Origin of the sequence: Variovorax humicola (genome assembly GCF_037889915.1) — a bacterium.
GTDB lineage: Bacteria > Pseudomonadota > Gammaproteobacteria > Burkholderiales > Burkholderiaceae_C > Variovorax > Variovorax humicola.
The window spans coordinates 1-25,050 of record NZ_JBBKZV010000003.1 but is presented as its reverse complement, the minus strand read 5'-3'; the positions used below and the strand labels follow the sequence as shown (position 1 = coordinate 25,050).

The window sequence follows — 25,050 nt, the reverse complement described above, 5'->3', positions numbered from 1 at the left end:
GCGTTGGCTGCTATCAATCAAATAGCAGCACGGGTGCCCCACGCAGGCCATCCAAAGCCCCGTTCACGGCGCCGGATTAGCGGTCGGCCGCGTCGACACCCACGAATACAATGCCGGGTGCTGCCGCGCGGGCATGGTCCCGCGCCGCGTGGCCGCACCCTGCGGTCGCCGCGACTTGCTGTGGGCATCGCCCGCGTTCCTGACATCCTCTCTGCTGGAGACTCCCGTGTTCATTTCCTCTGCCTTTGCCCAGACCGCTGCTCCTGCTGCCAGCGGCGACATGTTGTCTGCGTTCGGCGGGCTGCAACTGCCGATGATGGTGGCCATATTCGCAGTCTTCTACTTCGTCATCATCCGCCCGCAGCAGAAGCGCCAGAAAGAAGCCCGCGCCATGATCGAGGCGCTGGCAAAGGGCGACGAAGTCGTCACCGGCGGCGGCGTGTTGGGCAAGATCACTTCGGTCGGCGAGCAGTACCTTGGCCTTGAAATCGCCAATGGCGTCGAGATCAAGATCCAGCGCAGCGCCGTCGTCCAGGTGTTGCCCAAGGGCGCGATCAAGTAATTGACGGCCGCGGGGGATCGCCCCCGGGGCAACCATGCGCCAAGCCGAACTTCCAACGCTCAACCTCCCGCCATGAATCGTTATCCGGTCTGGAAGTACACGGTCATCGTGATCGTTCTCCTGTTGGGGCTCATCTACGCCCTGCCCAACTTTTTTGGTGAGGCGCCTGCCGTGCAGGTGTCGGCCGCCAAGTCGACCGCCAAGGTCGACGCGTCGACCCAGGCCCGCATCGAGGAAGCGCTCAAGACGGCCGGGCTCAAGCCCGACCTGCTGACGCGTGATGCGTCGGCAGTCCGTGCCCGCTTTGCCAGCACCGACGACCAACTCAAGGCGCGCGACGCGCTGCAGCATGCGCTGGTGCCCAATGCGGATGACCCGTTGTACGTGGTGGCGCTGAACCTTGTGTCGCGCTCGCCATCCTGGCTCACCACTTTGCATGCCTTCCCGATGTACCTCGGCCTCGACCTGCGCGGAGGTGTCGACTTCCTCATGCAGGTCGACATGAAGGGGGTGCTCGACAAGAAGGCGGAAACCTTCGCCGGCGACATCCGCACCGGTCTGCGCGACAAGGAAATCCGGGGCACGTCGGTCACCCGAAACGGCCAGACCATCGAGGTGCGCCTGCGCGATGCGGCCAGCCTTGAAATCGCGAAGCGCCTGATCCAGGACCAGTTCACCGACCTCACCACGGTCGACAGCCAGGAAGGCAGCGACTACAAGATCGTCGCCTCGTTCCGGCCCGAGGCTGGCGTGAAGATCCAGGACGCGGCGCTCAAGCAGAACATCACCACGCTGCACAACCGGATCAACGAACTCGGCGTGGCCGAACCGGTGATCCAGCAGCAGGGCATCGACCGCATCGTGGTCCAGTTGCCGGGCGTACAGGATCCGACCCGGGCCAAGGCCATCCTGGGCCGCACCGCCACGCTCGAAATGCGCCTGGTCGACGAAAGCGCCGAAGGCCGCGCGGCCGAAACCGGCAGCGGCCCGGTGCCATTCGGCTCCGAGAAATTCCTCGACCGCGAAGGCCGCACCGTCATCGTCAAGAAGCAGGTGCTGGTCACCGGCGAGAACCTGACGGACGCCCAGCCCGGCTTCGACGGCCAGACCAGCCAGCCCAAGGTCGACCTGACGATGGATTCGAAGGGCGGCCGCATCATGCGCGACGTGAGCCGCGAGAACTACAAGAAGCGCATGGCCATGCTGATGTTCGAGAAGGGCAAGGGCGAAGTGCTCACCGCCCCGTCGATCAACGGCGAACTCGGCAACCGCTTCCAGATCTCCGGTTCGATGAACGTTGTCGAAGCCAATGACCTTGCGTTGCTGCTGCGCGCAGGTTCGCTGGCGGCGCCGATGGAAATCATCCAGGAACGCACCATCGGCCCGAGCCTCGGCGCCGACAACATCGCAAAGGGATTCGACAGCGTGATGTACGGCTTCGCCGCGATCATGGTGTTCATGTCGCTCTACTACGCGCTGTTCGGCGTGTTCTCGTCGATCGCGCTGGCGGTCAACCTGCTGCTGCTGGTGGCAGTGCTTTCCATCCTGCAGGCCACGCTCACGCTGCCCGGCATCGCGGCCATGGCGCTGGCCATCGGCGTGGCCATCGACTCCAACGTGCTGATAAACGAGCGTATACGCGAGGAGTTGCGCAATGGCGCCGCACCGCAAGCCGCCATCCATGCCGGCTATGACCGCGCCTGGGGCACCATCCTCGACTCCAACGTGACCACGCTGATCGCCGGCATTGCATTGCTGGCCTTTGGCTCGGGTCCGGTGCGCGGCTTCGCGGTAGTGCACTGCATCGGCATCGTCACCTCGATGTTCTCGGCCGTGTTCTTCTCGCGCGGCCTGGTCAACTACTGGTACGGTCGCAAGAAAAAGCTCAAGACCGTGTCTATCGGCACCGTCTGGCGCCCCAAGACCGACGGCGCGGCCGTGGCCGAATAAGAACAGGACGACCAAGCCATGGAGTTTTTCAGAATCCACAGGACGATCCCGTTCATGCGCCATGCACTGGTGCTGAACATCATTTCGTTCGTCACTTTTGCGCTCGCCGTGTTCTTTCTGCTGCACCGCGGCTTGCACCTGTCGGTCGAGTTCACCGGCGGCACGGTGCTGAACGTGGGCTACCAGCAGTCCGCCGATGTGGGCAAGGTGCGCGACATCATCGGCAAGCTTGGCTACCCCGATGTGCAGGTGCAGAACTTCGGAACCTCGCGCGACGTGCAAATCCGCCTGCCAGTGCAGAAAGGAATGAGTTCGGCCCAGCAGGGCGCGCAGGTCATGGAGGCGCTCAAGGCGGCCGATCCGGCAGTCGAGTTGCGCGGCAATGAATTCGTCGGCCCGCAGGTCGGCGACGAACTCACTACCAACGGGCTGAAGGCGCTCGGCATGGTGGTGGTCGGCATCATGATCTACCTTGCGTTTCGCTTCGAATGGAAGTTCGCGCTGGCCACGGTTCTGGCCAACCTGCATGACGTGGTCATCATCCTGGGCTTCTTTGCCTTCTTCCAGTGGGAGTTCTCGCTCGCGGTGCTGGCGGCGGTGCTGGCGGTACTTGGCTATTCGGTGAACGAATCGGTGGTGATCTTCGACCGGATCCGCGAGAACTTCCGGCGTTATCGCAAGATGACGACCATCGAGATCATCGACAACGCGATCACCTCGACCATCAGCCGGACCATCATTACCCACGGCTGCACGCAACTCGTGGTGCTCTCGATGTTCTTCTTCGGCGGGCCGACGCTGCACTACTTTGCGCTGGCCCTGACCATCGGCATCTGCTTCGGCATCTACTCTTCGGCCTTCGTGGCGGCGGCGATTGCCATGTGGCTCGGTGTCAAGCGCGAGGACCTGGTCAAAGGTCCGGTCAAGCGTGACGGCGACCCGGACGACCCGAACGCGGGCGCCGTGGTCTGATTCAAATGCTGAAAATTGCGGGTTGGCGAGCATGCAACGGGTCTTGTGTCAAAAGGCTTCCCGATGCAAGCTTGGCGATTGCCAAAGTTCCCGAGCTGTCTTGATTAATTCATGAGCACCCAGCGGTCCCACGTTGCCTCTTTGCAGTTAGCCCGTGAGGCCCGCGAGCGTTTCGTGACCGCGACCGGCGGGGTCATCGCGCCGTCCGCGCATGCCATCCGGGAGCGCCTGACGGCGCTGTCGCAGCAGGTTGCCACCGCGCGCGAAATGCAGGAGCACCGCGACGATTTCCTGACTTTCCGGACCAAGGAGTCGAACTGGGTTTCGCTGGCGCAAGACGGTTGGCGCAAGGCCCTGGCGGGGGTGTCGTCCAGCACCGGCGGCTTGAGCAATTCGTTGTCGACGCTCGAACTCATTGGCGACGAGGTGGTTGAAAACAACATCCTGTCGTCACGGCTGGCGCTGGTGATCCAGGACAAGGCCAGCTTCGAACTGAACGACCTGCGCTTGCGCATCCAGTCCCTGGAAGGCACGACCGAACTCGGTTCCAAGGACGTGCTGCGGCCCGAGTCGCTGGCCAAGATGCTGGTCGAGCAATGGCTGGCCGCGGGGCTGAGCCGGCAACTCTGGAACAAGGTGCAGGACGTCGTCCATACCCGCTTGCTGGAGGTTGTGGTGGGCGCTTACCACGACGCCAACGCATTCCTGATCTCCAAGGGAGTGATGCCGGAGATCGACCTCAAGCACTTCGTCAAGCGCACCGGCGCCGTCACGAATTCTGGTGCGCTGGGCGGGAGCTTTGCGCATGAAGCCAGCGCCCATCCGCCCACTGGGGGCGGTGGATATGGCGCTGGGTCGGCCGGTGGATTCGGCGGCGGCTATGCCGGTGGCTTCGGCGTGCCACCGGGCAGTTTTGCGCCTGCGGCCATTGGCGTGATGCCCGTCCAGGGTGGGAGCGGTGGTACCAGTGGCGGCGGCAGTGGCAGTGGCAGTGGCAGTGGCGGCGGCGGCTCCAGCGGACGTGGCTATGCCGGTGCCGCGATGCCGGGCATGGATGGCATTGCCGGTTCGCCGTTTTTCGTGGCGCGCCAGCGCGCCCAGGGCGTACTGCTGAACCTCAAGCGATTCGTGACCGCGCGCATTGGCGGTGAGACCGTGGCGCAACGCGGCGGCGCGATGGGCGGCGGCGTCGGCGCTACCGGGATGGGTGTCAGGTCTGCAACCGGCGGCGGAATGGGCGGCGGCGTCGGCGTCGGCGTCGGCATGGTGGGGGGTGCCGGTGGCGGCATTGGCGGCGCAGCCTTTGCCGCGGCGATCGCGGACGCGGAGGCGGCCTATCAAATTGCCGCGTCGCAGTACCTCCTCGGCGACGAAGCCACGGCCGTCCAGCAGACGGCGGTCGACTTGCGCCGCCGCAGCGCCGAACTCAAGAAGAAGGCGCCGACCACCGCCGACAAGGCCACCGTCGAAATCGTGGCGCTGATGTTCCAGGCCATCCTTGCCGAGGAGCGCATTCCGTTCTCGGCGCGCGTCTGGTTTGCACGGCTGCAGATGCCCGTGTTGCGCGTGGCGATTGCCGAGCCCGAATTCTTCGGCACGCTGCAGCATCCTGCGCGCATGCTGATCGACCGCATGGGTTCCTGTGTCATGGGCTTCGACGCGGCCGCCATTTCAGGCAGCGCACTCGAAGGCGAGATCCGACGCGTCGTCCAGGTGATCGAGCAATATCCGGAGACCGGCCAGCGGGTATTCAAGCTGGTGTTCGACGAGTTCGTCGCGTTCCTGAACAAGTACCTGACGCAAAGCGATGCCACGCAACGCCTGATGAGCGTCGCGCAGCAGGTCGAGCAGAAGGAAACGATGGCGATCCAGTACACCATCGAGTTGCGCAAGATGCTCAACGACATGCCGGTGCGCGAGGAGATCCGCGAGTTCCTGTTCAAGGTCTGGGCCGAAGTGCTGGCCATTGCCGCGCTGCGCTATGGTGGGCAGGATGAGCAGACCGTGACGCTCAAGCGCGCGGCTTCCGAACTGGTCTGGGCTGCCAGCGCCAAGCCGAACCGCAGCGACCGCACCCGCGTGATCCAGGACTTGCCGAAGCTGCTGCAGCGGCTGCGCGCCGGCATGACGCTGCTGGGCATCGTGGGCGAGCCGCAGGAACAGCACATCAAGATCATTGGCGATACGCTGGCCGACGCTTTCATGTCGAAGACCGAAGCCATTCCGACCGCGCAGATCGATGCCATGGCCAAGCGACTGGCCAACCTCGAGGACTTCGTCACCGACGAGGGCGGTGATGTCTCTGGCGAACTGCCGATCGACGCCGGCAGCATCGAGCTGCTGCTGGGCGTGGATGCCGCCTCGATCGAAGTCATTCCGAATGCGGGTACCAAGGTCAGCGAAGACATGCTCGCCTGGGCACACGAACTGCAGGTCGGCACTTGGTTCATGCTCGATCACAACAGTCGTGTGAACCAGGTTCAATTCGTCTGGCGCAGCGACCGCAAGCAATTGCACCTGTTCGCCGCCACCCACGGCCGCAATTTCCTGATCCAGGCCGGGCGACTCGCCTCCTACCTGCAGGCCGGCCTGCTGGTGCCGGCCGAAGAGGAAACCCTCACCGTTCGCGCCACTCGCGAAGCGCTGGCCAAGCTCGACGCCAATCCCGAGCGTCTGCTGAACTGACTAATCAGCGGCCAGCCGCAGGCCACGAACTGCACTGCCAGAAACATCGCGGAACCGGCTTTGCCGGGCCGCCGATGTTGCCCCCGGCCGGGGGTGGGAGAAGCGACACGAAGTGTGCGGAGCCCTGGGAGCGAGAAATCAATGCGCCACGCGCCCCGCGCGGGTTTCGCAGAGTTCGTCGAGCACCAGCGCGTCGGGTTCGATGCCGGTGCTCCAGTGCACCATGAGCACGATGATTTTCAGTTCATCCAGCGCCACCGGATTGCCCGGGGCCGCCATGGCGCGCTCGATGACGATTTCGCGCAGGCCGCCGTCGAGCACGTTCGACGCCTCCAGAAAGGTGATGAAGCCCAGGCACTCGGCGCCCAGGTGGTTTTGCTCCGCGCCGGAGTAGACCCGCATGGCCAGGTCGGATTGGGGCAGGGCTGCCTCGTCGGGGCCACGCAGCGTGACCGTGGCGCTAGTGCCGTCGGCGTCGAACTGCAGTTGGGCGCCGCGGGTCGCGAGGCTCAGGCCATCCAGCCACTGCAGCGCATCGCGGATCTCGTCGTGGTCGAAGCCGTGCGCGCTGAGCTTGCGGCCCAATTGCTCGGGTTCGGGACAGGCGTCGCCGCGCCAGTAGTTTTCATAGACGAATACGAGCACTTCGAACATGCCCCAATATAGCCCAGCCGCCTGAAAAAGCCGTGCGGCTTTTTGTCAGGCGGACGCAACGCGTTGAAACAGCCCGCCAGGCAATCGCGCCACGTGCCCATCCAGCTCGAGTTCAAGCAGGCGGACCTGCAGATCTGCCGCGCTCCAGCCGGTACGAGCGGTCAGCGCGTCAAGGCTGACGGGGTCGTGGCCGAGGGCATCGAGCAGCGGGTTTTCTGGTTCCGTGACAGCAGAAACCCCCGCCGACCTTGCATTGGCTGCTATCGAATCGATAGCGACCGGAAATTGCAGTTCTTCCAGGATGTCCTGCACCGACTCGACCAGCTTGGCGCCTTGCCGGATCAGCGCGTGGCAGCCGCGCGACTGCGGCGCGTGGATCGAACCCGGGATCGCGAACACTTCCTTGCCTTGCTCGAGCGCCAGCCGGGCGGTGATCAGCGAGCCGGATTGCAATGCGGCCTCGACCACCAGCGTGCCTTGCGAAAGGCCGGCAATCAGGCGGTTGCGTTTCGGGAAATTCTGCGTGAGCGGAGGCGTGCCGATCGGAAATTCGCTGACCAGCATGCCCTGCCCGACGATGCGGCGCGCCAGGTCGCGGTGTCGCGCCGGGTAGACGCGGTCGAGTCCGGTGCCGACGAAGGCGATCGTCGCCAGCCGAGGTGTGCCGCCGGCAGCGTCCAGCGCGCCTTGATGTGCCGCGCCGTCGATGCCGAGCGCCAGACCGGAGACGACCGCGATTCCCGCTTCGCCCAGCGCCTGGGCAAAGGCGCGTGCGTTGGAAAGCCCCTGTGGCGTCGGATTGCGGCTTCCCACCATCGCCAGGCTGCGATCGACTTGCGCCAGATCGAATCCGGCGGCGCCCAGTGAGTAGAGCATCAACGGCGGGTCGGCCATCTGCAGGAACCCGCTCGGGTAGCCGGCATCACCAAGCGTCAGCACCCTGCGCGCGGCGCCGGTTTCGTCGCCGCCGTGCAACCACTGCCACGTTGCTTCGACGAGTGCGTCGAGCCCGGAAGGCAGTTGCCGGAGCGCCGCGGCGGACGCGTCGGGCACGAGGTGGCCAAGTGCGGCCGGCGTCTGCCGGAAAACGTCGTCGGGCAGCCCGAAGGCGCCCAGCAACTTGCGCGCGGCGATGTTGCCGATGCCCGGCGTCAGGGTCAGCCGCAGCCAGCCCGCAAGTTCTTCACGATCCACTCCCTACCCACTCCCCTGTTGTTTCTCAGGGGTTGATGAGCAAATCCCCTGCCTTCGGAGTGTCGCTGATCTCGAGCACCAGGGCGTACGAGACCTTTTCGAACGGTCGGAACACCATGAGGAGGCCGATCCGTTCGTTCGGCAGCTTGAGCGTGTCCTTGCCGCCGTTGGTGCGGTCGACGATGACCTCGCCATTCTTCAGAATGGCAAGCACGTGGCCGGTTTCGATGCCGTCGCGGGTGCCCTTGTTGATGGACACCACCTGGTTCTGCGCGGCAAAGGCCACCGAATTGCCGTAGACGGAGATGATGCGGCCGTTGGCGATGGTGCCCGAGGGCGCACGCGGCGCATAGCTCAACAACTGGCGCGGCGGTTCGGGCAGCAGGCGGTCACCGGCACGGATTTCCTCCTTGGCTGCCACGACGTCGACGGTGGCGGGCACCACGTTGGTGACCTCCTTGCCGTCCTGCATCATGGTTTCGGTCGTCTCGCTGCGCTGCAGCTGGACTTTGCCCAGGTACTGCGCCTCATAGCCGAGGATTTCGCCGGTGGCCGGATCCTTCAGTGGTGTCGCACTGCGGAACACCCGGTACTGGTTGATCGGTCCGGGGATCTCGATCAGCGGCATGTTGGCCTCGCCACGCGCATAAGCCCGGTCGCCGCGCGACAGCAGCACGTGGTTGTCATTGCCGGCGACGATGCGCGGCGCCAGCTTGACGGTGTCCTCGTCGACCACGATCGGCTCGGTGAGGAAGGGCTCGATCAGCGCCGAGTTCAGCGTCGGCAAGGCCATCCCCGACAAGGATTCGGTACGGGTGCGCGGCGACAGCTTGATGGTGTCGGGCGCGCCGGTGCCGGTGCCGCGGCGGGTGCTCAGGCGGGCGCGGCCGCCGGTCTTGTCGAGAAACAGCACCTGGCCGGGGTAGATGAGGTGCGGATTGCGGATGTCGTTGAGATTCATGCCCCACAACTCCGGCCAGCGCCACGGGGAGCGTAGGTACATGCGCGAAATCGCCCAGAGCGTGTCGCCTCGCTTGACCGTGTATTCGTCCGGCGCATTGGGCGCCAGCTCGCTCACCGGAATACCGGTTTGCGCCGTCTGCTGGGCGGTTGCGCGTTGGGTTGGCGTGACCGGATAGTTCTGCGCAGACGCCACCGTGGCAGAGCCGAACAGCGCCAGGGCTGCGAGCGTTGCAAGAGGGGTCGGACGCAGGCCAGCGATGGTTCGGGATGTATTCATGAGTTTGATGGTGTGCACACACTACCGCCACGGAGAGCGGAAACGAATCCTCACAATTTGCAACGAATTTTGCGCTGAAGCCCATGGGAGGGCAACGTTTATCCCTTTTCGCGTCCGCGAGGCGTCGCGGAATTGGCGAAAATAGCCACAACTTTCGCACGATTTCATGGCCAAACGACCCATCCTGAGTTTTCCCGATAAACGCCTGCACACCGTCGCCAAGCCGGTGCAGGGCATCGACGCCCGCATCAAGACCCTGGTGGCCGACATGCTGGAGACCATGTACGACGCCCAGGGCATCGGTCTGGCTGCCACGCAGGTCGATGTGCATGAGCGCCTCGTGGTCATTGATGTTTCCGAGGAGCGTAACGCCCCGGTGATATTGATCAACCCCGAAATCGTGTGGGCGAGCGACGAAAAAGTGATCAATGAAGAGGGCTGCCTCTCGGTTCCCGGCATCTATGACGGCGTCGAGCGGTCCACCTCCGTGCGCTGCACCGCCCTCGACCTGGACGGCGAACTCCGCACCATCGAGGCCGACGGGTTGCTGGCGGTCTGCATCCAGCACGAACTCGACCACCTGCTCGGCAAGGTGTTTGTCGAGTACCTTTCGCCACTGAAGCGCAATCGCATCAAGAGCAAGATGCTCAAGCAGCAACGCGAAGAGCAGCGCGAAGGCCGGGGATGAGCATGTTCTGCCGCCGGCCGGGGCCGGCTGCAATGTTGATGACGGTCGCCCTGGTGGCCGGCCTCTCGGGTTGCGCCGGCGAGCCGACGCGGCTTCCGCTCGACAGCACCCGGGCCGAGACACTCCAGCGATTGGGTCCGCCGACCGCGACGTATGCGCTCGCTGACGGCGGAGAGCGCCTCCAGTATTCGCGCGCGCCGGCGGGCTTTGAAGTCAACAACGTCGATCTCGACAAGGGCGGCCGGGTGGTTTCCATTCGGCAGGAACTCGACGAGGGCCTGTTCGGCGACACCATCGAGCCCGGCGTCTGGCGCGTGCCCGACGTGCTGCGCACCTATGGCCGGCCCTCCGAGATCACCCGCGTCACATCGTTCGACGGCGGGGTCTGGACCTGGCGCTACAAATGGCACAACACGATCCGGCTGCTCTATGTGTACGTCGATCCGCAAGGCGTGGTGGACCATTACAACGTCGGCGACGACCTGACGTTCGAGCGCCGGATCCGCTGAACCTGCGAGTACCGATTGAGAATTGTCTTTGCGGGCACGCCCGACTTTGCCGCGACCGCGCTGGCCCGACTCGATGCCGCCGGCTTCGACATCGCCCTGGTACTGACCCAGCCCGACCGCCCCGCCGGCCGTGGCCTCAAGCTGCAGGCCTCGCCAGTCAAGACCTTGGCGTTGCTGCGCGGATGGCGCGTGGCGCAACCGCGTAGCCTGCGCCTGGACGGCAAATACCCGGACGATGCGGCCGCCGCACAGGAGGAGTTGCGGTCCGCCAACGCCGACGCCATGGTGGTGGCCGCCTACGGCCTGATCCTGCCGCAGTGGGTGCTCGACATGCCGCCGCTCGGTTGCCTCAACATCCACGCCAGCTTGCTGCCGCGTTGGCGCGGCGCAGCGCCGATCCACCGCGCCATCGAAGCCGGCGATGCGGAAACCGGCGTGACCATCATGCAGATGGACGCCGGACTCGACACCGGCGACATGCTCCTGCGCGAGTCGCTCGCCATCGGCGACGACAGCACCGCGGCGCTGCACGATCGGCTGGCCGAAATGGGCGGGCGGCTTGTGGTCGATGCGCTACGCCTTGCCGAAGCGGGTGGGCTGAAGCCGCAGCGCCAACCCGCCGAAGGCGTGACCTACGCCCACAAGGTCGAAAAGCACGAAGCGAAGATCGGCTGGGACCAGCCTGCCGAGGCCATCGTCCGCCGCATCCGCGCCTTCGACCCGTTTCCCGGTGCGAGCAGCGAACTCCATGGCGAAACCGTGAAGCTGTGGGCGGCCCGCAGCGAGACCGGCACGTTGGCGCAGCCGCCCGGAACGATCCTGGCAGTGACGCCCGCGGGCATCGCGGTCGCCGCCCGGAGTTCGACCGTCGTCGTCACTGAACTGCAGCGCCCCGGCGGCAAGCGCCTCGCGGTGGCGGACTTCCTGCGCGGGTTCGAGGTCCTTCCCGGTCAGACCTTCGGACGCTGATCGTTGTTCTTCCTTCGCGCCGTCCGCAACCATCCGGCCTTCCGGGAAGGCGCCCGCAACATGGCGCCGCTGGCGCTCGGCATCTCGGCATGGGGCTTGATGACGGGCGTGGCGATGGTGCAGTCGGGCATGAGCGTGTTCGAGGCCGTCGCGATGACGCTGCTGGTCTATGCGGGAAGTTCGCAGCTTGCGGCGATTCCCTTGCTCATGGCGGGCGCGCCGGGCTGGGTGATCCTGGCCACCGGCTTCTGCGTCAACCTGCGCTTCGTGGTGTTCAGCCTGCATTTGCGGCCCTACCTCATGCACTTGCCGCGCTGGCGCCGGCTGGTCAACGGCTACATGACGGCCGACCTCAGCTACGTGATGTTCACGCGCCGCTACCCCGAGCCGGCACAGGACACGGCAGGACGCGACGAGCAGGAGGCGTACCTGGCAGGCGGCTACTTCCTCACCTGGGCAGCATGGATGGGCCTGAGCCTGATCGGCGTGGCGCTCGCCAACTTCATTCCGCTGGCATGGGGGCTCGGCTTCGCCGGCGTGCTGAGCCTGGTTGCCATCCTGTGCTCGATGGCGACCAGCAAGCTGCGCATGGTCGCGGTCGGCATTGCCGGCGCGACGGCGGTGGCAGCCTACAACCTGCCGCTCAAGCTCAACATCGTGGCCGGCATCGGCGTCGCGGTGTTGCTGTGCTTCTGGTTCGAGAAGCAACTCGGGCTCGACCCGAATGCAGGAGACGAGGCATGAGGGGCGGCTTGATGCCCGGCGTGACCGACGGCTGGACGCTGCTGATCATCCTGGGCCTGGCAGCCGTCAGCGTGCTCACCCGCTGCTTTTTCTTCATCCTCGACCGGCCTTGGGGCTTTCCGCCGTGGGCGCACCGCGCGCTGCACTATGCGCCGGTGGCGGCGCTGGCGGCGGTCGTCGTTCCCGAGATCGTGATGGCAAAAGGGCATTTCATCGCGACCTGGCAAGACGCGCGGATCTACGCGGCAGTGGCCGGCGCGGCCTATTACTTCCGGCGCCACGGGGTGCTTGGCACCATCGTCACGGGCATGGCGGTCTATCTGCCGCTGCATCTGGGATTGGGCTGGTAATTGGGCTGGTAGCGCGAGCCCTGTTCCGCCGTGCAGCTATTTGCGTGAAGACGCGCCAACGCGTACCGATGCCGCCATGACGGACTCCTAGAATCGGCCGCATGAACGTCATCCGCTTTACCGATCTGTGCGCCCAAGGCAAAGCTGCCGGCCAGCGCGTTTTCATCCGTGCCGACCTCAACGTGCCGCAAGACGACACCGGCCGCATCACCGAGGACACGCGCATTCGTGCCTCCGTGCCCTGCATCCAGCAGGCGTTGGCCGCCGGCGCCGCGGTCATGGTGACCTCGCACCTGGGCCGCCCGACCGAGGGCGAGTTCAAGCCTGAAGATTCCCTCGCGCCCGTCGCAGCGCGGCTGGCCGAGTTGCTCGGCCGTGAAGTACCGCTGGTGGCGAACTGGGTCGACGGCGTCGACGTGAAACCCGGCAACGTGGTGCTCCTCGAGAACTGCCGCGTCAACAAGGGCGAGAAGAAGAACGACCCCGCGCTCGCGAAGAAGATGGCCGCGCTGTGCGACATCTACGTGAACGATGCCTTCGGCACCGCCCATCGCGCCGAAGGCACGACCTACGGCATCGCCGAATATGCAAAGGTGGCCAGCGCCGGCCCGTTGCTGGCCGCCGAGATCGATGCCATCAACCGCGCGCTCGCGGCTCCGAAGCGGCCGCTGGTCGCCATCGTCGCGGGCTCCAAGGTCAGCACCAAGCTCACCATTCTCAAGAGCCTGGCCGAGAAGGTCGACCAGTTGATCGTCGGCGGCGGCATTGCCAACACTTTCATGCTGGCGGCCGGACTGCCGATCGGCAAGTCGCTCGCCGAGCCTGACTTGCTCGACCAGGCCAAGGCGGTGATCGAGGCCATGCGCGCGCGCGGCGCCGCCGTGCCGATCCCGGTCGACGTGGTCACGGCCACGGCGTTCGCCGCCGATGCGCCTGCCACGGTCAAGGCGTCGACCGATGTCGCCGCCGACGACCTGATCCTCGACATCGGCCCGAAGACAGCCGCGCAATTCGCCGCGCAATTGCGCGAAGCCGGGACGATCGTCTGGAACGGGCCGGTCGGCGTGTTCGAGTTCGATGCCTTCGCCAATGGGACCAAGGCCATCGCCGAAGCCATTGGCGACAGTCCGGCGTTCTCGATTGCCGGCGGCGGCGACACGCTGGCCGCCATCGCCAAGTACGGCATCGAATCGAAGGTCGGCTACATCTCGACCGGCGGAGGCGCCTTCCTCGAGATCCTCGAGGGCAAGACGTTGCCGGCGTTCGAGATCCTGACCCGGCGCGCAGCCGCATGACCGCCCTGCATTGAACCGACACCCGTTCGCGCTCGTCTCGCGGGCGCGGCGGGCTGGAATCCTGAAGACCCTCTGACCCCATACCGCTCCGGAGACTTGCCCCATGGACACCGCCGCCCGCCTTCCCCGTCACGCCACGAAGATCGTCGCCACGCTTGGCCCGGCCTCCAACACGCTGGAGCTGCTCGAGCAGATGATCCTGAACAAGGTCAGCGTGGTGCGGCTGAACTTCAGCCACGGCACGGCACAGGACCACATCGACCGCGCGGCGATGGTGCGCGAGGCGGCGCGCCGCACCGGCCGCGAGGTCGCGATCATGGCCGACCTCCAGGGCCCGAAGATCCGCGTCGGCAAGTTTGCCGAAGGCAAGGTCTGGCTCGAACCCGGCGCCAGGTTCCTGCTGGACGCGGCACGCACCGAACCCGGTGACATCGACGGCGTCGGCCTCGACTACAAGGACTTGCCGCGCGACGTGAAGCCCGGCGACAGGCTGCTGCTGAACGACGGCCTGATCGTGCTGTCGGTCGATGCGGTCAAGGGCGAAACGGTGCTCACCACGGTCAGGCTCGGCGGCGAGTTGTCGAACAACAAGGGCATCAACAAGCAGGGCGGCGGACTCACCGCGCCGGCGCTGACCGGCAAGGACATGGAAGACATCAAGACCGCGATGAGCTTCAAGGCCGATTACGTTGCCGTCAGCTTCCCGAAGAATGCGACCGACATGGAAATGGCGCGCCAGCTTTGCAACGTGGCAGCGGCCGACCTCGGCCACAAGCCGGGCCTCATCGCCAAGATCGAGCGCGCCGAGGCGATCCCCAAGCTGGAGGAAATCATCCGCGCCAGCGACGGCATCATGGTGGCGCGCGGCGACCTGGCCGTGGAAGTCGGCAACGCAGCGGTGCCGGCGCTGCAGAAGAAGATGATCCGCATGGCGCGCGAGATGGACCGCGTCGTCATCACCGCCACGCAGATGATGGAATCGATGATCACCAACCCGGTGCCGACGCGCGCCGAGGTCAGCGACGTGGCCAACGCCGTGCTCGATGGCACCGACGCCGTGATGCTCTCGGCCGAAACCGCCTCGGGCCGCTACCCGCTCGAAACCGTGCAGGAAATGAGCCGCATCTGCGAAGCCGCCGAAGCGGCCGAGGACAAGACCCGCGACACCGACTTCAGCGGCCACACCTACAACCGCATCGACCAGTCCATTGCGATGGGCGCGCTGTTCACCGCGCACCACCTGGGCGCCAAGGCGATCGTCGCGATGACCGAGTCGGGCTCGACGCCGTTGTGGATGAGCCGGCATGCCGCGCACATTCCGGTCTACGCATTGACCTCGCGGCTGGCCACGCAGCGCAAGATGGCGCTGTTCCGCAATGTGCGCCCGCTGCTGATGGATTCGCAAAGCGACCGCGACACCGCGCTGGAACAGGCCGAGGCGCACTTGAAGAAGCGCGGCATCGTGCAGAGCGGCGATGTGTACGCGATCACCTGCGGGGAGCCGATGGGCGCGCCTGGCGGCACCAACATGCTGAAGATCTGCCGGGCTACATGACCTGACTCTCTGCAGGCCAGCGAATCCATATCGCCCCGTCCGGCGTATTGCCCCCATGATTCGCGCTCTCTCCAGCCGGCGTGCCGCGCTGTTCCTTACCGCCATCGGCGCCGCGCTGCTCTCGGCCTGTTCGCCGGCCAGGCTGCTCGACCGCGTCGTGCCGCGGGACACCTACGACTTCGAGGGCGGCGTGGCCTACGGTCCGGCGCCGCGCCAGAAGCTGGATGTGTTTCGTCCGCTGGCCGCCGCATTGCCGGGCCCGGGACGACGTCCGCTCGTGGTGTTTCTCTTCGGCGGCGCCTGGACCACTGGCGATCGCGCGGACTTCAGGTTCGTGGGCGAGGCGCTGGCGTCGCGCGGCGCGGTGGTCGTGCTGCCCGACTATGGGCTGTCGCCCGCGTTCCGGTATCCGGTGTTCGTGCAGGACAGCGCGCTGGCCGTCAAATGGGCGCTCGACAACGCGGTTCGTCTCGGCGCGGACCCAAGGCAGATCTATGTGATGGGCCACAGCGCGGGCGGCTACAACGCGGCGATGGTGGCGCTGGACGATCGCTGGCTCGGCGCAGCCGGCGCAAGCCCGAAGCAGCTCGCCGGCTGGATCGGCCTGGCCGGCCCCTACGATTTCCTGCCCATCGAGAATCCCGATGCCAAGGTCGCTTTCGACTGGCCGGCCACGTTGCCGGAGTCGCAGCCCATCGGCCACGTCTCGGCCGCGGCGCCGCGCACGCTGCTCATGGCGGTGAACAAGGACACCCTGGTCAACCCGGTTCGCAACACGCGGCAAATGGCCGAGCGGCTGCGCGCGGCGGGCGTCGACGTGGAGGTGAGCGAGTTCGACGATCTCGGGCACGTGTCGTTGATCGCCGCGGTCGCGAAGCCGCTGCGCTGGCTGGGCGGCCCGGTTCTGCCGCCGATCATGGGTTTCATCGGGTTGAAGTAGACGCACAGCACCGGGATGTGAGGGCAATCCTCTTCTGTCGCAGAGGGGGTCGATAGAATCGCGGGCAGTACTTTTTTCCGACTTCCCCCCAACATATAGCGAGGCACCCCCATGGCACTGGTATCGATGCGCGAGCTGCTGGACCACGCAGCCGCCAATGGCTACGGCATTCCGGCTTTCAACGTCAATAACCTCGAGCAGGTGCAGGCCGTGATGGAAGCGGCAAAGGAAGTCGGCGCACCCGTCATCCTGCAGGCCAGTGCCGGCGCCCGCAAATACGCCGGCGAGGCGTTCATCAAGCACCTGATCCAGGCCGCCATCGAGGCCTATCCGAGCGTCCCGCTGGTCATGCACCAGGACCACGGCCAGAGCCCCGACATCTGCAAGGGCGCCATCGACCTGGGCTTCAGCTCGGTCATGATGGACGGCTCGCTCGAAGCCGATGGCAAGACCATCGCCAGCTACGAATACAACGTCGAGACCACCAAGAAGGTGTCGGACATGGCGCACCGCGTGGGCGTCACGGTCGAAGGCGAACTGGGTTGCCTGGGCTCGCTCGAGACGATGAAGGGCGACAAGGAAGACGGCCACGGCACCGACGCGACCATGACGCGCGAACAACTGCTGACCGACCCGGAGCAGGCGGCGGATTTCGTCAAGCGCACGCAGATCGACGCGCTGGCCATCGCCATCGGCACCAGCCACGGGGCCTACAAGTTCACCCGCAAACCCACCGGCGACATCCTGGCAATCGACCGCATCAAGGAAATCCACCGTCGCATCCCCAACACCCACCTCGTGATGCACGGCTCGTCGAGCGTGCCGCAGGAGTTGCTGGCCATCATTCGCCAGTACGGCGGCAACATGAAGGAAACCTACGGCGTACCGGTCGAGGAAATCCAGGAAGCCATCAAGCACGGCGTGCGCAAGATCAACATCGACACCGACATCCGCCTGGCGATGACGGGCGCGGTGCGCAAGTTCCTGGCCGAGCACCCCGAAAAATTCGACGCGCGCGAATGGCTCAAGCCGGCGCGCGAAGCGGCCAAGCAGATCTGCAAGCAGCGCTATATCGAGTTCGGCTGCGAAGGCCAGGGCCTGAAGATCAAGGGCGACACGCTGCAGATCGTGGCGGCCAGGTACGCCAAGGGCGAGTTGGCGCAAGCGGTGGTTTAAGCTCGCATCACTCGAAGCAGGCCACCCTTCGCGGTGGCTTTTTTCTGCGCGCACAATTCGGGCCTCCGACCCGTTTTCCAGATCGATTCCTGTCCCATGACCACCGTCCACACCTCCTCCATCAAGAGCCTGCCCCTGCTGGCGCGCGGCAAGGTTCGCGACAACTATGCCGTCGGCAATGACCGCATCCTGATGGTGGCGAGCGATCGATTGAGCGCCTTCGACGTGATCATGGGCGAGCCGATTCCCGGCAAGGGAGAGATCCTCACGCAGATGGCGCTGTGGTGGTTCGACCGGCTCGGCGACATCTGCCCCAACCACCTCACCGGCGACGCGCCCGAGAGCGCCGTCCAGCCCGAGGAAGTGCCGCAGGTCAAGGACCGCTCGATGCTGGTCAAGCGCCTGAAGCCGATTCCGGTCGAGGCCGTGGTCCGCGGCTACCTGGCCGGCAGCGGATGGAAGGAATACCAGGAGAACCGCGCGGTCTGCGGCGTGCCGCTGCCCGAGGGCCTGACCAACGCGAGCCAGTTGCCGCGCCCGATCTTCACGCCCGCGGCCAAGGCCGCGGCCGGCGAGCATGACGAGAACATCAGCTACGATCGCGTCGTCGAGATCGTCGGCCCCGCGCTCGCGCAGCAGATTCGCGAGACCAGCATCGCGATCTATGAAACGGCGGCCGAAATCGCGCTGGCCAAGGGCATGATCATTGCCGACACCAAGTTCGAGTTCGGGCTCGACGAAGCGGGCCGGCTGGTGCTGATGGACGAGGTGCTCACGCCCGACAGCTCGCGCTACTGGCCCGTCGAAGGCTACGAGGAGGCGCTGCGCACGGGCACGAATCCGCCAAGCTACGACAAGCAGTTCGTGCGCGACTGGCTGGAGGCCACGAAGATCAACGGCAAGCCCTGGGACAAGACGCCGCCCGCTCCCCGCCTGCCGGCCGACGTCATCCAGAAAACCGCCGCGAAATACCGCGAGGCGCTCGAACGCCTGACCGGATAGGGCGGCACGTTGCGCGCGTAGTGTCAACGTGAATAAGTCACACGCGCGGCGGCAATAGTCCCCACCTGCCAGCGTACAGATTCCGGACACTCTTCTCATCCCAACGATTGAGGAGAGCGACATGAATCTGGCATCCCAACTGCAGGCCTCGACCTCCTACGCCCCGGCGAGCATGCCGCCTCCGGAAGCGCTGCATGCCGGCATGCTGGCCCGCGTGCTCGACGAAATCGACCATGGCCTGCTGCTGGTCGACCTCACCGGGCGCATCCTGCATGCCAATCATCCGGCGATGCGCGAGTTGGCGGCGCAGCGCACCTTGCGCAATGTGGACGGGATGCTCCACGCGGCGCAGCCCGGCTGGCAGAACCCGATCCGGCAGGCGCTCAAGGATGCCGAGCGCGGCTGCCGCAGCATCGTCGAACTCGAGCATGCGAGCGAGCCGCTGTCGCTGGCCTTCGTTCCCCTGGGTCCGCGCGACGAAGGCGCCGGCGTCGACACCGTGCTCGTCATGTGCAGCCGCTCGGCGGGCTGCGAGACCATCACGATGCAGATGTTCGCGCGCGCCAAGCAACTCACGCGCGCCGAACAGAACGTGCTGGCCCAGCTCTGCGCTGGCCACGGCGCGGAGGAAATCGCGTGCCTGCAGGGCATTTGCCTGTCGACAGTGCGCACCCACATCAAGAACGTGCGCCAGAAGACTGGGAGCGGGAGCATTCGCGAGGTCGTGCACCGGGTCTCGCGCATGCCGCAGGTGGTGTCGGCGCTGCGCATGCACGGCTAGGAGAGTTCTTTACTGCGCTCGCCGTTCGGCGACCCGGTGAAAGGCAGCCCCCGGAGGTCGGCCCTATATTCGGTGGATGCCCGCGCCCGCTTCCGATTCCCGTGTCGACCCGAACGCCACGCTGCCTCCCCACTTGCTCAAGCTTGCCGCCCTGGGCGTACAGCGCCGCTTTCGAACGCATGCGGTGCTGATCAACGAGGGTGATCGGGGGGATGCCATCTACATCGTGCTCTCCGGCCGCCTGCGGGCCTTTGTCTCCGATTCGCGTGGGCGCGAAGCCACGTTGGGCCACCATGGACCGGGTGAGTACGTCGGCGAGATGTCGCTCGACGGCGGCTTGCGCTCAGCCAGCGTGCAGGCGATGGAGCCGACGCTTTGCGCCGTGGTGACGCGCGAAACGATGCTGCGCCACATCGCGGCGGACGGCGAGTTTGCGATGGGCCTGATCCTCAAGTTGATCAAGCGTGCCCGGCTTGCGACCGCGAGCGCCCGCAGCATGGCTCTGCTGGACGTGTACACCCGGCTGCGCCAGTTGCTGGAAGCGCGCGCGCAGTTGCAGCCCGACGGGTCGCGAGTGATCGTCGAGCGACTGACGCACCAGGCCATTGCCAGCGAGATCGGTTGCTCGCGCGAGATGGTGAGCCGCTTGATGAAGGATCTTGAAGGAGGCGGCTATGTCGTCGTGGAGGGCCGGCAACTCAGTTTCACCAAGGCGCTGCCGACCCGCTGGTAGGCGAGACCGTCATGCAGGCAGGAGCCCCCGACCCCGGTGGTTTTCACGGCTATCTCGGCGACGGGCTTCTGTGCCTGCCGGTGACTCCACCGCCCCTGTCAGGGGGGTGATGCGGTTCGCAATCCGAGCTCCAGCACCGCCAGCGGCATCGAACGCCCGTCGAGCAGCGTGAGCTGGCCGCCGCTCACGGTGTAGCCGGCGGTGGTGTCGAGCACGGCCAGGAAGCGGGTTTCGAGCGCGTTGCGGCTGGCGTCGATGCAGGCCTTTCGCGTCGAGGCGAGTGGGCCGATGCGCAGCGCCTTGCCGGTGATCCGGTACCCGCCGGAGAGGTTGTTGCAGCCGCTGGTGCCGCTGACGCGCTGGGACTTGCCATCGAACTGGATGCGGGGCGTCGCGGCGGGTTCGGCGCCGGCCATGACCTGCTGGCCGTCGAGCTGCACTAGCCGCCATGGCGTTCCTTCCAGCGGCTCGTCGAGACTCACGCTGGCGCAAGCCGCGAGCGCGGCCAGTGCAACGAAGGCGCATGCAAGCCGCGCCGGGACGGGAAACCAGGAAGGGACCGGATGCGGTGGGGTTGCGGGCATCGTGCGTGTTCCACCCAGGGATCAGTCAGCTCAGGACGACGCTGCTGAGGCGGCGCCGGTATGTCGATACGGTCGGGTCGGCAGGCGGAATCTGCCCGTCGGCCACCTTGACCTTCGGCGGCTCGATGATCTCCAGGATGGCCACGTAGGTCTTGCGCGCCAGGTCTTCGCTCCAGCTCTTGTCGCGCATGAGGATTTCCAGCAACTCGTCCATCGCGTCGGTCCATCGCTGCGCGGCCATCAGCAGGCGGGCGCGGTCGAAGCGGGCCGGAAAATCGCGCTTGGCGGCGGCGATCTTCGCGTCGAGCTCGGCCAGCGCGGGCGCGGCGCCAGTGGGCGGATTGGCGAAATCGATGGCATCCATCCAGCGTTGCAGGGCATCGAAGCGGCGCACGGTCGGAGCCTTGCTGATCACCGGCGCGAAGGCGACCTTCGCATCGTCGTCGCGGCCCTGAAGTAGCAGCAGCTTGACGTAGTCGAAGCGCGTGTCGTCGTTGGACGGGTCAGTCGCGACGGCGTGCTGCAGCTTCTCGAGCGCGCCTTCGGTATCGCCTTCCGCCAGGGCGTCTTGCGCGGCCTCTTCCTGCGCAGCGGCAGCCAGTTCTTCGGGGGCCGGCACGTGCTTGTCGAGGAAGGTGCGAATTTCCGCAGCGGGCACGGCGCCGACGAATCCGTCCACCGGCTGGCCCCCCTTGAACATCACGCAGAACGGGATGCTGCGCACGCCGAACATCTGGCTCAGCTGCTGCGAAATCTGCGGCACCTTGTCGGCGTCGAGCTTGGCCAGCGTGAAGCGGCCGGCGTATTCGACTTCGAGCTGTTCGAGCACGGGGCCGAGCTGCTTGCATGGGCCGCACCATTCGGCCCAGATGTCCAGCAGCACGGGCGCGGCCATCGAGCCTTCGATGAGTTCGGTCTGAAAGTTTTCGAGGGTGATGTCGATCATCGGATGAAGCTGGGGGTCAAAACGTAAAATTGCGACCATGAACCAAGCAATCCAGGTCGGTGTGGTGATGGGCTCGAACTCCGACTGGGAGACGATGCGCCATGCCGTCGAGATTCTCCAGCAATTCGGCATTGCGCACGAATCACAAGTGGTCTCTGCCCATCGCATGCCCGACCAGCTCTTCGCCTACGCCGAAAACGCCGCCCCGCGTGGGCTGGCTGCCATCATCGCAGGCGCCGGCGGTGCGGCGCACCTTCCGGGCATGCTCGCCGCCAAGACGACAGTGCCCGTGCTCGGCGTGCCGGTCGCCAGCCGCCACCTGCAGGGCGTCGATTCGCTCTACAGCATCGTGCAGATGCCCAAGGGCGTGCCGGTGGCGACCTTTGCCATCGGCAACGCCGGCGCGGCCAATGCGGCGCTTTTCGCGGTGGCGATGCTGGCCGTGGACAACCCCCGCCTGCGCACCCAGCTCGACACCTTCCGCGCTGCCCAGACCGCCACGGCGCAGGCCATGACCCTGCCGCCACCCGGCGCCGACGCGCATGCGCCGGGCGCCCCGTCGGTCTCGCTCTTCTCGCCGCAAGGCGGGGGCGCCCTGTGAGCGTGGATCCCAAGAACGGCGCACCCATTCTTCCCGGCGCCACGCTCGGCGTGATGGGCGGTGGCCAGCTCGGCCGCATGTTCGTCCATGAAGCGCAGCGCATGGGCTACGCCACGGCCGTGCTCGATCCGGATCCGGACAGCCCGGCCGGCCGCGCGAGCCACCACTACATACACGCCGACTACACCGACGTCGATGGTCTCGCGCGGCTCGCGGGCCTCGCGGACGCCATCACCACCGAGTTCGAGAACGTGCCGGCGCCTTCACTGCAGCACCTGGCCGTGGCGCGGCCCGTTTCGCCGGGCGCGGCGCCCGTGGCCATCGCCCAGGACCGAATCCGCGAGAAGGCGCACTTCTCCCGCTGCGGCGTGACCTGTGCGCCGTATGCCGTCCTCGAGGACCTCGACGACCTGGCCGCAATCGACGACGAACTGCTGCCCGGCATCCTGAAGACTGCGCGCCTCGGTTACGACGGCAAGGGCCAGCAACGCGTTCGCACGCGCGACGAGCTGGCCCGGGCGTGGGAAGCCGCCGGCGGCGTCGCCTGCGTGCTCGAAAAGATGCTCCGGCTGGACTTCGAGTGCTCGGTGATCGTGGCGCGCGGCCGCGACGGGCAGATGGTGCATTTGCCGCCGCAGCGCAACCTGCACCGCGACGGCATCCTGGCCGTGACCGAGGTCCATGAATACAACATGGCCGCGGACGTGGCGGAGCAGGCCATCGCGGCCGCCCGTTCGATTGCGGAGGGCCTCGAGTACGTCGGTGTGCTGTGCGTCGAGTTCTTCGTGCTGATGGATGGCACGCTGGTCGTTAACGAAATGGCGCCGCGTCCGCACAACAGCGGCCACTGGAGCATGGACGCGAGCGACATCTCGCAATTCGAGTTGCAGGTGCGCACGCTCGCTGGCCTGCCGCTCACACAGCCGCGCCAGCACAGCCCGGCGATCATGCTCAACCTGCTGGGCGACCTGTGGTTCCCGGACGGCGATGCGCGGCGCGAGCCGCCATGGGCCGACGTGCTGGCGCTGGCCGGCGTCCATCTGCATCTCTATGGCAAAGCCGAGGCGCGGCGCGGCCGCAAGATGGGCCATCTCAACGTCACCGGCGCCGAAATCGACGCGGTGCGCAGCACGGCCGATTTCGCGGCGGCGCTGCTGGGTCTGCCGATCCCGTTGTCGGAATGACCGGGTCGGGCGAACTTCCATGATCCTCGACGGCCACTCCCCCGATGCCATCCACCAGGCCGCAGTACTGCTGCGCGGGGGTGGCCTGGTCGCCTTTCCCACCGAAACGGTCTATGGACTGGGAGCGGATGCCACCAGCGATACCGCGGTGGCCGGCATCTTCGCGGCCAAGGGGCGCCCGAGCGACCATCCGTTGATCGTTCACGTGGCATCGGGCGTTGCCGGCGCCGAGGCGGTGTCGCGCTTCGCGCAGCCGCTGCCGCCGTTTGCCGCGTTGCTGGTGAAGGCCTTCTGGCCCGGCCCGCTGACCTTGATCGTCACGCGCCAGCATGGCGTGGGCGCCGCGGCGGCGGGCGGGCAGGACACCATCGGTCTGCGTTGCCCTGCGCACCCGGTGGCGCAGGCGCTGCTGGCGGCTTGCATGGCGCAAGGCGTTCCGGGCCTGGCCGGCCCGAGCGCCAACCGCTTCGGCCGCGTGAGCCCGACCACGGCGGCGCACGTGCAGCACGAGTTCGGCGACGACTTGATGGTCATCGACGGTGGACCCTGCCATGTCGGCATCGAGTCGACCATCGTCGACTGCAGCCGCGGTGCGCCCGTGCTCCTGCGGCCCGGTGGCATCACCCGTGCACAGATCGAGGCCGTCTGCGGCGAGCGCGTGCGTGAACCCGCCGAACTGGCCCAGCCCGACCCGCGTGCTTCCGGCACGCTGGAAGCGCACTACGCGCCCAATGCCAAGCTGCGCCTGATGGATGCGCGCGCATTGCAAACCGGGCTCGACGTGCTGGGCGCCGATGCCGCGCACATCGCCGTGTGGTCGCGCAGCCTTCTCACGAGTCGGTCGCAGCGCGTGAGGCAGCGGCGCATGCCCGACGACGCCGTGGCCGCGGCGCAGCAGCTTTTTGCCGTTCTGCGCGAATTCGACGCGGGGGGCGCCAAGTTGATCTGGATCGAAACGCCGCCCGATTCGCCCGAGTGGGAAGGTGTGCGCGACCGGCTGCGACGCGCCGCGGCCGCTTGAGCTGACGCATGAGAAGGTTGATGCCAATTCGCTGAGGCGCAATGTGCCGCGTTGGCCGACAGTGGGTCGGGCCCAGGTTGCTGCCGAAGCGCAGCAGTTCGTACCAGCCGCTGGGGCTGCTGCCTTGCGAGTTCGCACCCAGGCTGTTGTGGCGCCGGTTGGCTTCGGCGTAGAGGTCGTACTCGAAAGTGGCATCCGACCTCTCGGTGCCGATGTCCACTCCCAGGGCGTCGTAACTTTTCAGATAGGCCTTGCCCTTGTCATAGCGGATGGACACCCATTGCGCCACGCCAAGGGTGGTGGTTGTGCTGGCCGCTCGCAGGTGGCTGGTGGGATTGGCTGCGCTGGTGGGCGTCGCGGCCGGCAGGTAGACGACGCTGTCGGTGCGGCCATCGGCAGTGGGGGCGACCGGTGGATCGATTTCGCTCCAGCACGGCTGGCGTCCGATGATGGTCCGGGCATTGGCTGCGTCGCAGCAGATCTCGAAGTGGATCTGGCCGGTGTGGCTGTAGATCCGCCCGGGACTGCCCAGTTCGTCCTTGCGGTAGATGCGGTCTCCAGTCTTCCACTGAGCGTTCGTCTGGGGGTTCCTGGCGATGGCGCTCAGATGCATGTACAGGCTGTAGTACCTGATCGTGGTGGATCTGGACGCTGTGTCATTGCTCGCGCCGATCTCGGTTTCGTGCTCGATGATGAGCACGCCGTTGTCGGTCCA

General features: G+C 66.3%; 25 protein-coding genes. 20 read left to right on the top strand and 5 right to left on the bottom strand.

What is annotated here, in order from left to right:
• Window positions 1–226: 226 nt before the first annotated feature.
• From yajC to WKW80_RS07050, 4 genes are all read left to right on the top strand, one after another.
• Window positions 227–562 carry a preprotein translocase subunit YajC gene (gene yajC, locus WKW80_RS07065; protein ID WP_340362850.1) on the top strand — a complete coding sequence of 112 codons (336 nt, stop codon included), beginning with the start codon at window positions 227–229 and terminating at the stop codon, window positions 560–562.
• A 72-nt stretch (window positions 563–634) separates the two neighbouring features.
• Window positions 635–2,512 (top strand): protein translocase subunit SecD, encoded by a 1,878-nt coding sequence (gene secD / locus WKW80_RS07060; protein WP_340362849.1) that lies wholly within the window; start codon window positions 635–637, stop codon window positions 2,510–2,512.
• 18 nt (window positions 2,513–2,530) lie between these two features.
• Window positions 2,531–3,484, top strand: a complete 954-nt coding sequence (gene secF / locus WKW80_RS07055; protein WP_340362848.1) for a protein translocase subunit SecF — start codon at window positions 2,531–2,533, stop codon at window positions 3,482–3,484.
• A gap of 111 nt (window positions 3,485–3,595) precedes the next feature.
• On the top strand, window positions 3,596–6,169 hold the full coding sequence (locus WKW80_RS07050; RefSeq protein WP_340362847.1) for a DUF1631 family protein: 2,574 nt from the start codon (window positions 3,596–3,598) through the stop codon (window positions 6,167–6,169).
• A gap of 138 nt (window positions 6,170–6,307) precedes the next feature.
• Here the strand turns inward: WKW80_RS07050 and WKW80_RS07045 are convergent, their stop codons facing one another.
• From WKW80_RS07045 to WKW80_RS07035, 3 genes are read right to left on the bottom strand one after another with little or no spacing between them, the layout of a single operon-like run.
• The gene (locus WKW80_RS07045; RefSeq protein WP_340362846.1) at window positions 6,308–6,823 is read right to left on the bottom strand and encodes a Smg family protein; all 516 of its coding nucleotides are present in this window, start codon (window positions 6,821–6,823) and stop codon (window positions 6,308–6,310) included.
• Between the two features lie 45 nt (window positions 6,824–6,868).
• Complete coding sequence (gene dprA, locus WKW80_RS07040; RefSeq protein ID WP_340362845.1) at window positions 6,869–8,017, bottom strand: DNA-processing protein DprA; 1,149 nt, start codon at window positions 8,015–8,017, stop codon at window positions 6,869–6,871.
• A gap of 25 nt (window positions 8,018–8,042) precedes the next feature.
• A complete protein-coding gene (locus tag WKW80_RS07035; RefSeq protein ID WP_340362844.1) occupies window positions 8,043–9,257 on the bottom strand; it encodes a LysM peptidoglycan-binding domain-containing protein in 1,215 nt (404 codons plus the stop codon).
• Window positions 9,258–9,423: 166 nt separating this feature from the next.
• Here WKW80_RS07035 and def point away from each other — a divergent pair, with 166 nt between their 5' ends.
• The 12 genes from def to WKW80_RS06975 all read left to right on the top strand — a co-directional run bounded on the left by def (window position 9,424) and on the right by WKW80_RS06975 (window position 19,999).
• A complete protein-coding gene (def, locus tag WKW80_RS07030; protein ID WP_340362843.1) occupies window positions 9,424–9,945 on the top strand; it encodes a peptide deformylase in 522 nt (173 codons plus the stop codon).
• Between the two features lie 38 nt (window positions 9,946–9,983).
• Window positions 9,984–10,454, top strand: a complete 471-nt coding sequence (locus WKW80_RS07025) for a hypothetical protein (RefSeq protein WP_340362842.1) — start codon at window positions 9,984–9,986, stop codon at window positions 10,452–10,454.
• A gap of 15 nt (window positions 10,455–10,469) precedes the next feature.
• Complete coding sequence (gene fmt / locus WKW80_RS07020; RefSeq protein ID WP_340362841.1) at window positions 10,470–11,423, top strand: methionyl-tRNA formyltransferase; 954 nt, start codon at window positions 10,470–10,472, stop codon at window positions 11,421–11,423.
• Between the two features lie 60 nt (window positions 11,424–11,483).
• Entirely contained in the window at window positions 11,484–12,167 is a 684-nt protein-coding gene (locus tag WKW80_RS07015) for an AzlC family ABC transporter permease (protein WP_422822875.1), read from the top strand.
• Window positions 12,164–12,517: an AzlD domain-containing protein gene (locus tag WKW80_RS07010; RefSeq protein ID WP_422822863.1), complete on the top strand. Its 354-nt coding sequence runs from the start codon at window positions 12,164–12,166 to the stop codon at window positions 12,515–12,517. The genes WKW80_RS07015 and WKW80_RS07010 overlap by 4 nt, the downstream gene beginning before the upstream one ends.
• Window positions 12,518–12,618: 101 nt before the next feature.
• Entirely contained in the window at window positions 12,619–13,812 is a 1,194-nt protein-coding gene (locus tag WKW80_RS07005) for a phosphoglycerate kinase (RefSeq protein WP_340362839.1), read from the top strand.
• Between the two features lie 103 nt (window positions 13,813–13,915).
• The gene (gene pyk / locus WKW80_RS07000) at window positions 13,916–15,367 is read left to right on the top strand and encodes a pyruvate kinase (RefSeq protein WP_340362838.1); all 1,452 of its coding nucleotides are present in this window, start codon (window positions 13,916–13,918) and stop codon (window positions 15,365–15,367) included.
• A gap of 55 nt (window positions 15,368–15,422) precedes the next feature.
• On the top strand, window positions 15,423–16,307 hold the full coding sequence (locus WKW80_RS06995; protein ID WP_340362837.1) for an alpha/beta hydrolase: 885 nt from the start codon (window positions 15,423–15,425) through the stop codon (window positions 16,305–16,307).
• Window positions 16,308–16,418: 111 nt separating this feature from the next.
• Window positions 16,419–17,483 carry a class II fructose-bisphosphate aldolase gene (gene fba, locus WKW80_RS06990; RefSeq protein WP_340362836.1) on the top strand — a complete coding sequence of 355 codons (1,065 nt, stop codon included), beginning with the start codon at window positions 16,419–16,421 and terminating at the stop codon, window positions 17,481–17,483.
• Between the two features lie 96 nt (window positions 17,484–17,579).
• Window positions 17,580–18,485, top strand: coding sequence for a phosphoribosylaminoimidazolesuccinocarboxamide synthase (locus WKW80_RS06985; protein ID WP_340362835.1), 906 nt, complete (start codon window positions 17,580–17,582; stop codon window positions 18,483–18,485).
• A 121-nt stretch (window positions 18,486–18,606) separates the two neighbouring features.
• Window positions 18,607–19,266 (top strand): helix-turn-helix transcriptional regulator, encoded by a 660-nt coding sequence (locus WKW80_RS06980; RefSeq protein WP_340362834.1) that lies wholly within the window; start codon window positions 18,607–18,609, stop codon window positions 19,264–19,266.
• Between the two features lie 76 nt (window positions 19,267–19,342).
• The gene (locus WKW80_RS06975) at window positions 19,343–19,999 is read left to right on the top strand and encodes a Crp/Fnr family transcriptional regulator (protein WP_340362833.1); all 657 of its coding nucleotides are present in this window, start codon (window positions 19,343–19,345) and stop codon (window positions 19,997–19,999) included.
• 98 nt (window positions 20,000–20,097) lie between these two features.
• On the opposite strand, the gene WKW80_RS06970 is transcribed toward WKW80_RS06975, so the two are convergent.
• Window positions 20,098–20,583 carry an META domain-containing protein gene (locus WKW80_RS06970; RefSeq protein ID WP_340362832.1) on the bottom strand — a complete coding sequence of 162 codons (486 nt, stop codon included), beginning with the start codon at window positions 20,581–20,583 and terminating at the stop codon, window positions 20,098–20,100.
• A 25-nt stretch (window positions 20,584–20,608) separates the two neighbouring features.
• Window positions 20,609–21,529 carry a tetratricopeptide repeat protein gene (locus tag WKW80_RS06965; RefSeq protein ID WP_340362831.1) on the bottom strand — a complete coding sequence of 307 codons (921 nt, stop codon included), beginning with the start codon at window positions 21,527–21,529 and terminating at the stop codon, window positions 20,609–20,611.
• Window positions 21,530–21,566: 37 nt separating this feature from the next.
• On the opposite strand from WKW80_RS06965, the gene purE reads away from it, so the two are divergent.
• From purE to WKW80_RS06945, 4 genes are all read left to right on the top strand, one after another.
• The gene (gene purE, locus WKW80_RS06960; protein WP_340362830.1) at window positions 21,567–22,130 is read left to right on the top strand and encodes a 5-(carboxyamino)imidazole ribonucleotide mutase; all 564 of its coding nucleotides are present in this window, start codon (window positions 21,567–21,569) and stop codon (window positions 22,128–22,130) included.
• A gap of 2 nt (window positions 22,131–22,132) precedes the next feature.
• The gene (locus WKW80_RS06955) at window positions 22,133–23,314 is read left to right on the top strand and encodes a 5-(carboxyamino)imidazole ribonucleotide synthase (protein WP_340362829.1); all 1,182 of its coding nucleotides are present in this window, start codon (window positions 22,133–22,135) and stop codon (window positions 23,312–23,314) included.
• A gap of 19 nt (window positions 23,315–23,333) precedes the next feature.
• On the top strand, window positions 23,334–24,335 hold the full coding sequence (locus WKW80_RS06950) for an L-threonylcarbamoyladenylate synthase (protein WP_340362828.1): 1,002 nt from the start codon (window positions 23,334–23,336) through the stop codon (window positions 24,333–24,335).
• A gap of 280 nt (window positions 24,336–24,615) precedes the next feature.
• Window positions 24,616–25,050, top strand: a 435-nt coding sequence (locus tag WKW80_RS06945; protein ID WP_340362827.1) for a hypothetical protein, incomplete at its 3' end; no start/stop codon positions are given.

Bases quoted from the DNA above. Each gene is read 5' to 3' on its own strand.
- secD (WP_340362849.1), top strand. From the start codon at position 635: ATGAATCGTTATCCGGTCTGGAAGTACACGGTCATCGTGATCGTTCTC.
- secF (WP_340362848.1), top strand. From the start codon at position 2,531: ATGGAGTTTTTCAGAATCCACAGGACGATCCCGTTCATGCGCCATGCA.
- WKW80_RS07050 (WP_340362847.1), top strand. From the start codon at position 3,596: ATGAGCACCCAGCGGTCCCACGTTGCCTCTTTGCAGTTAGCCCGTGAG.
- WKW80_RS07045 (WP_340362846.1), bottom strand. From the start codon at position 6,823: ATGTTCGAAGTGCTCGTATTCGTCTATGAAAACTACTGGCGCGGCGAC.
- WKW80_RS07035 (WP_340362844.1), bottom strand. From the start codon at position 9,257: ATGAATACATCCCGAACCATCGCTGGCCTGCGTCCGACCCCTCTTGCA.
- def (WP_340362843.1), top strand. From the start codon at position 9,424: ATGGCCAAACGACCCATCCTGAGTTTTCCCGATAAACGCCTGCACACC.
- WKW80_RS07025 (WP_340362842.1), top strand. From the start codon at position 9,984: ATGACGGTCGCCCTGGTGGCCGGCCTCTCGGGTTGCGCCGGCGAGCCG.
- WKW80_RS07015 (WP_422822875.1), top strand. From the start codon at position 11,484: ATGGCGCCGCTGGCGCTCGGCATCTCGGCATGGGGCTTGATGACGGGC.
- WKW80_RS07010 (WP_422822863.1), top strand. From the start codon at position 12,164: ATGAGGGGCGGCTTGATGCCCGGCGTGACCGACGGCTGGACGCTGCTG.
- WKW80_RS07005 (WP_340362839.1), top strand. From the start codon at position 12,619: ATGAACGTCATCCGCTTTACCGATCTGTGCGCCCAAGGCAAAGCTGCC.
- pyk (WP_340362838.1), top strand. From the start codon at position 13,916: ATGGACACCGCCGCCCGCCTTCCCCGTCACGCCACGAAGATCGTCGCC.
- WKW80_RS06995 (WP_340362837.1), top strand. From the start codon at position 15,423: ATGATTCGCGCTCTCTCCAGCCGGCGTGCCGCGCTGTTCCTTACCGCC.
- fba (WP_340362836.1), top strand. From the start codon at position 16,419: ATGGCACTGGTATCGATGCGCGAGCTGCTGGACCACGCAGCCGCCAAT.
- WKW80_RS06985 (WP_340362835.1), top strand. From the start codon at position 17,580: ATGACCACCGTCCACACCTCCTCCATCAAGAGCCTGCCCCTGCTGGCG.
- WKW80_RS06980 (WP_340362834.1), top strand. From the start codon at position 18,607: ATGAATCTGGCATCCCAACTGCAGGCCTCGACCTCCTACGCCCCGGCG.
- WKW80_RS06975 (WP_340362833.1), top strand. From the start codon at position 19,343: ATGCCCGCGCCCGCTTCCGATTCCCGTGTCGACCCGAACGCCACGCTG.
- WKW80_RS06970 (WP_340362832.1), bottom strand. From the start codon at position 20,583: ATGCCCGCAACCCCACCGCATCCGGTCCCTTCCTGGTTTCCCGTCCCG.
- WKW80_RS06965 (WP_340362831.1), bottom strand. From the start codon at position 21,529: ATGATCGACATCACCCTCGAAAACTTTCAGACCGAACTCATCGAAGGC.
- purE (WP_340362830.1), top strand. From the start codon at position 21,567: ATGAACCAAGCAATCCAGGTCGGTGTGGTGATGGGCTCGAACTCCGAC.
- WKW80_RS06950 (WP_340362828.1), top strand. From the start codon at position 23,334: ATGATCCTCGACGGCCACTCCCCCGATGCCATCCACCAGGCCGCAGTA.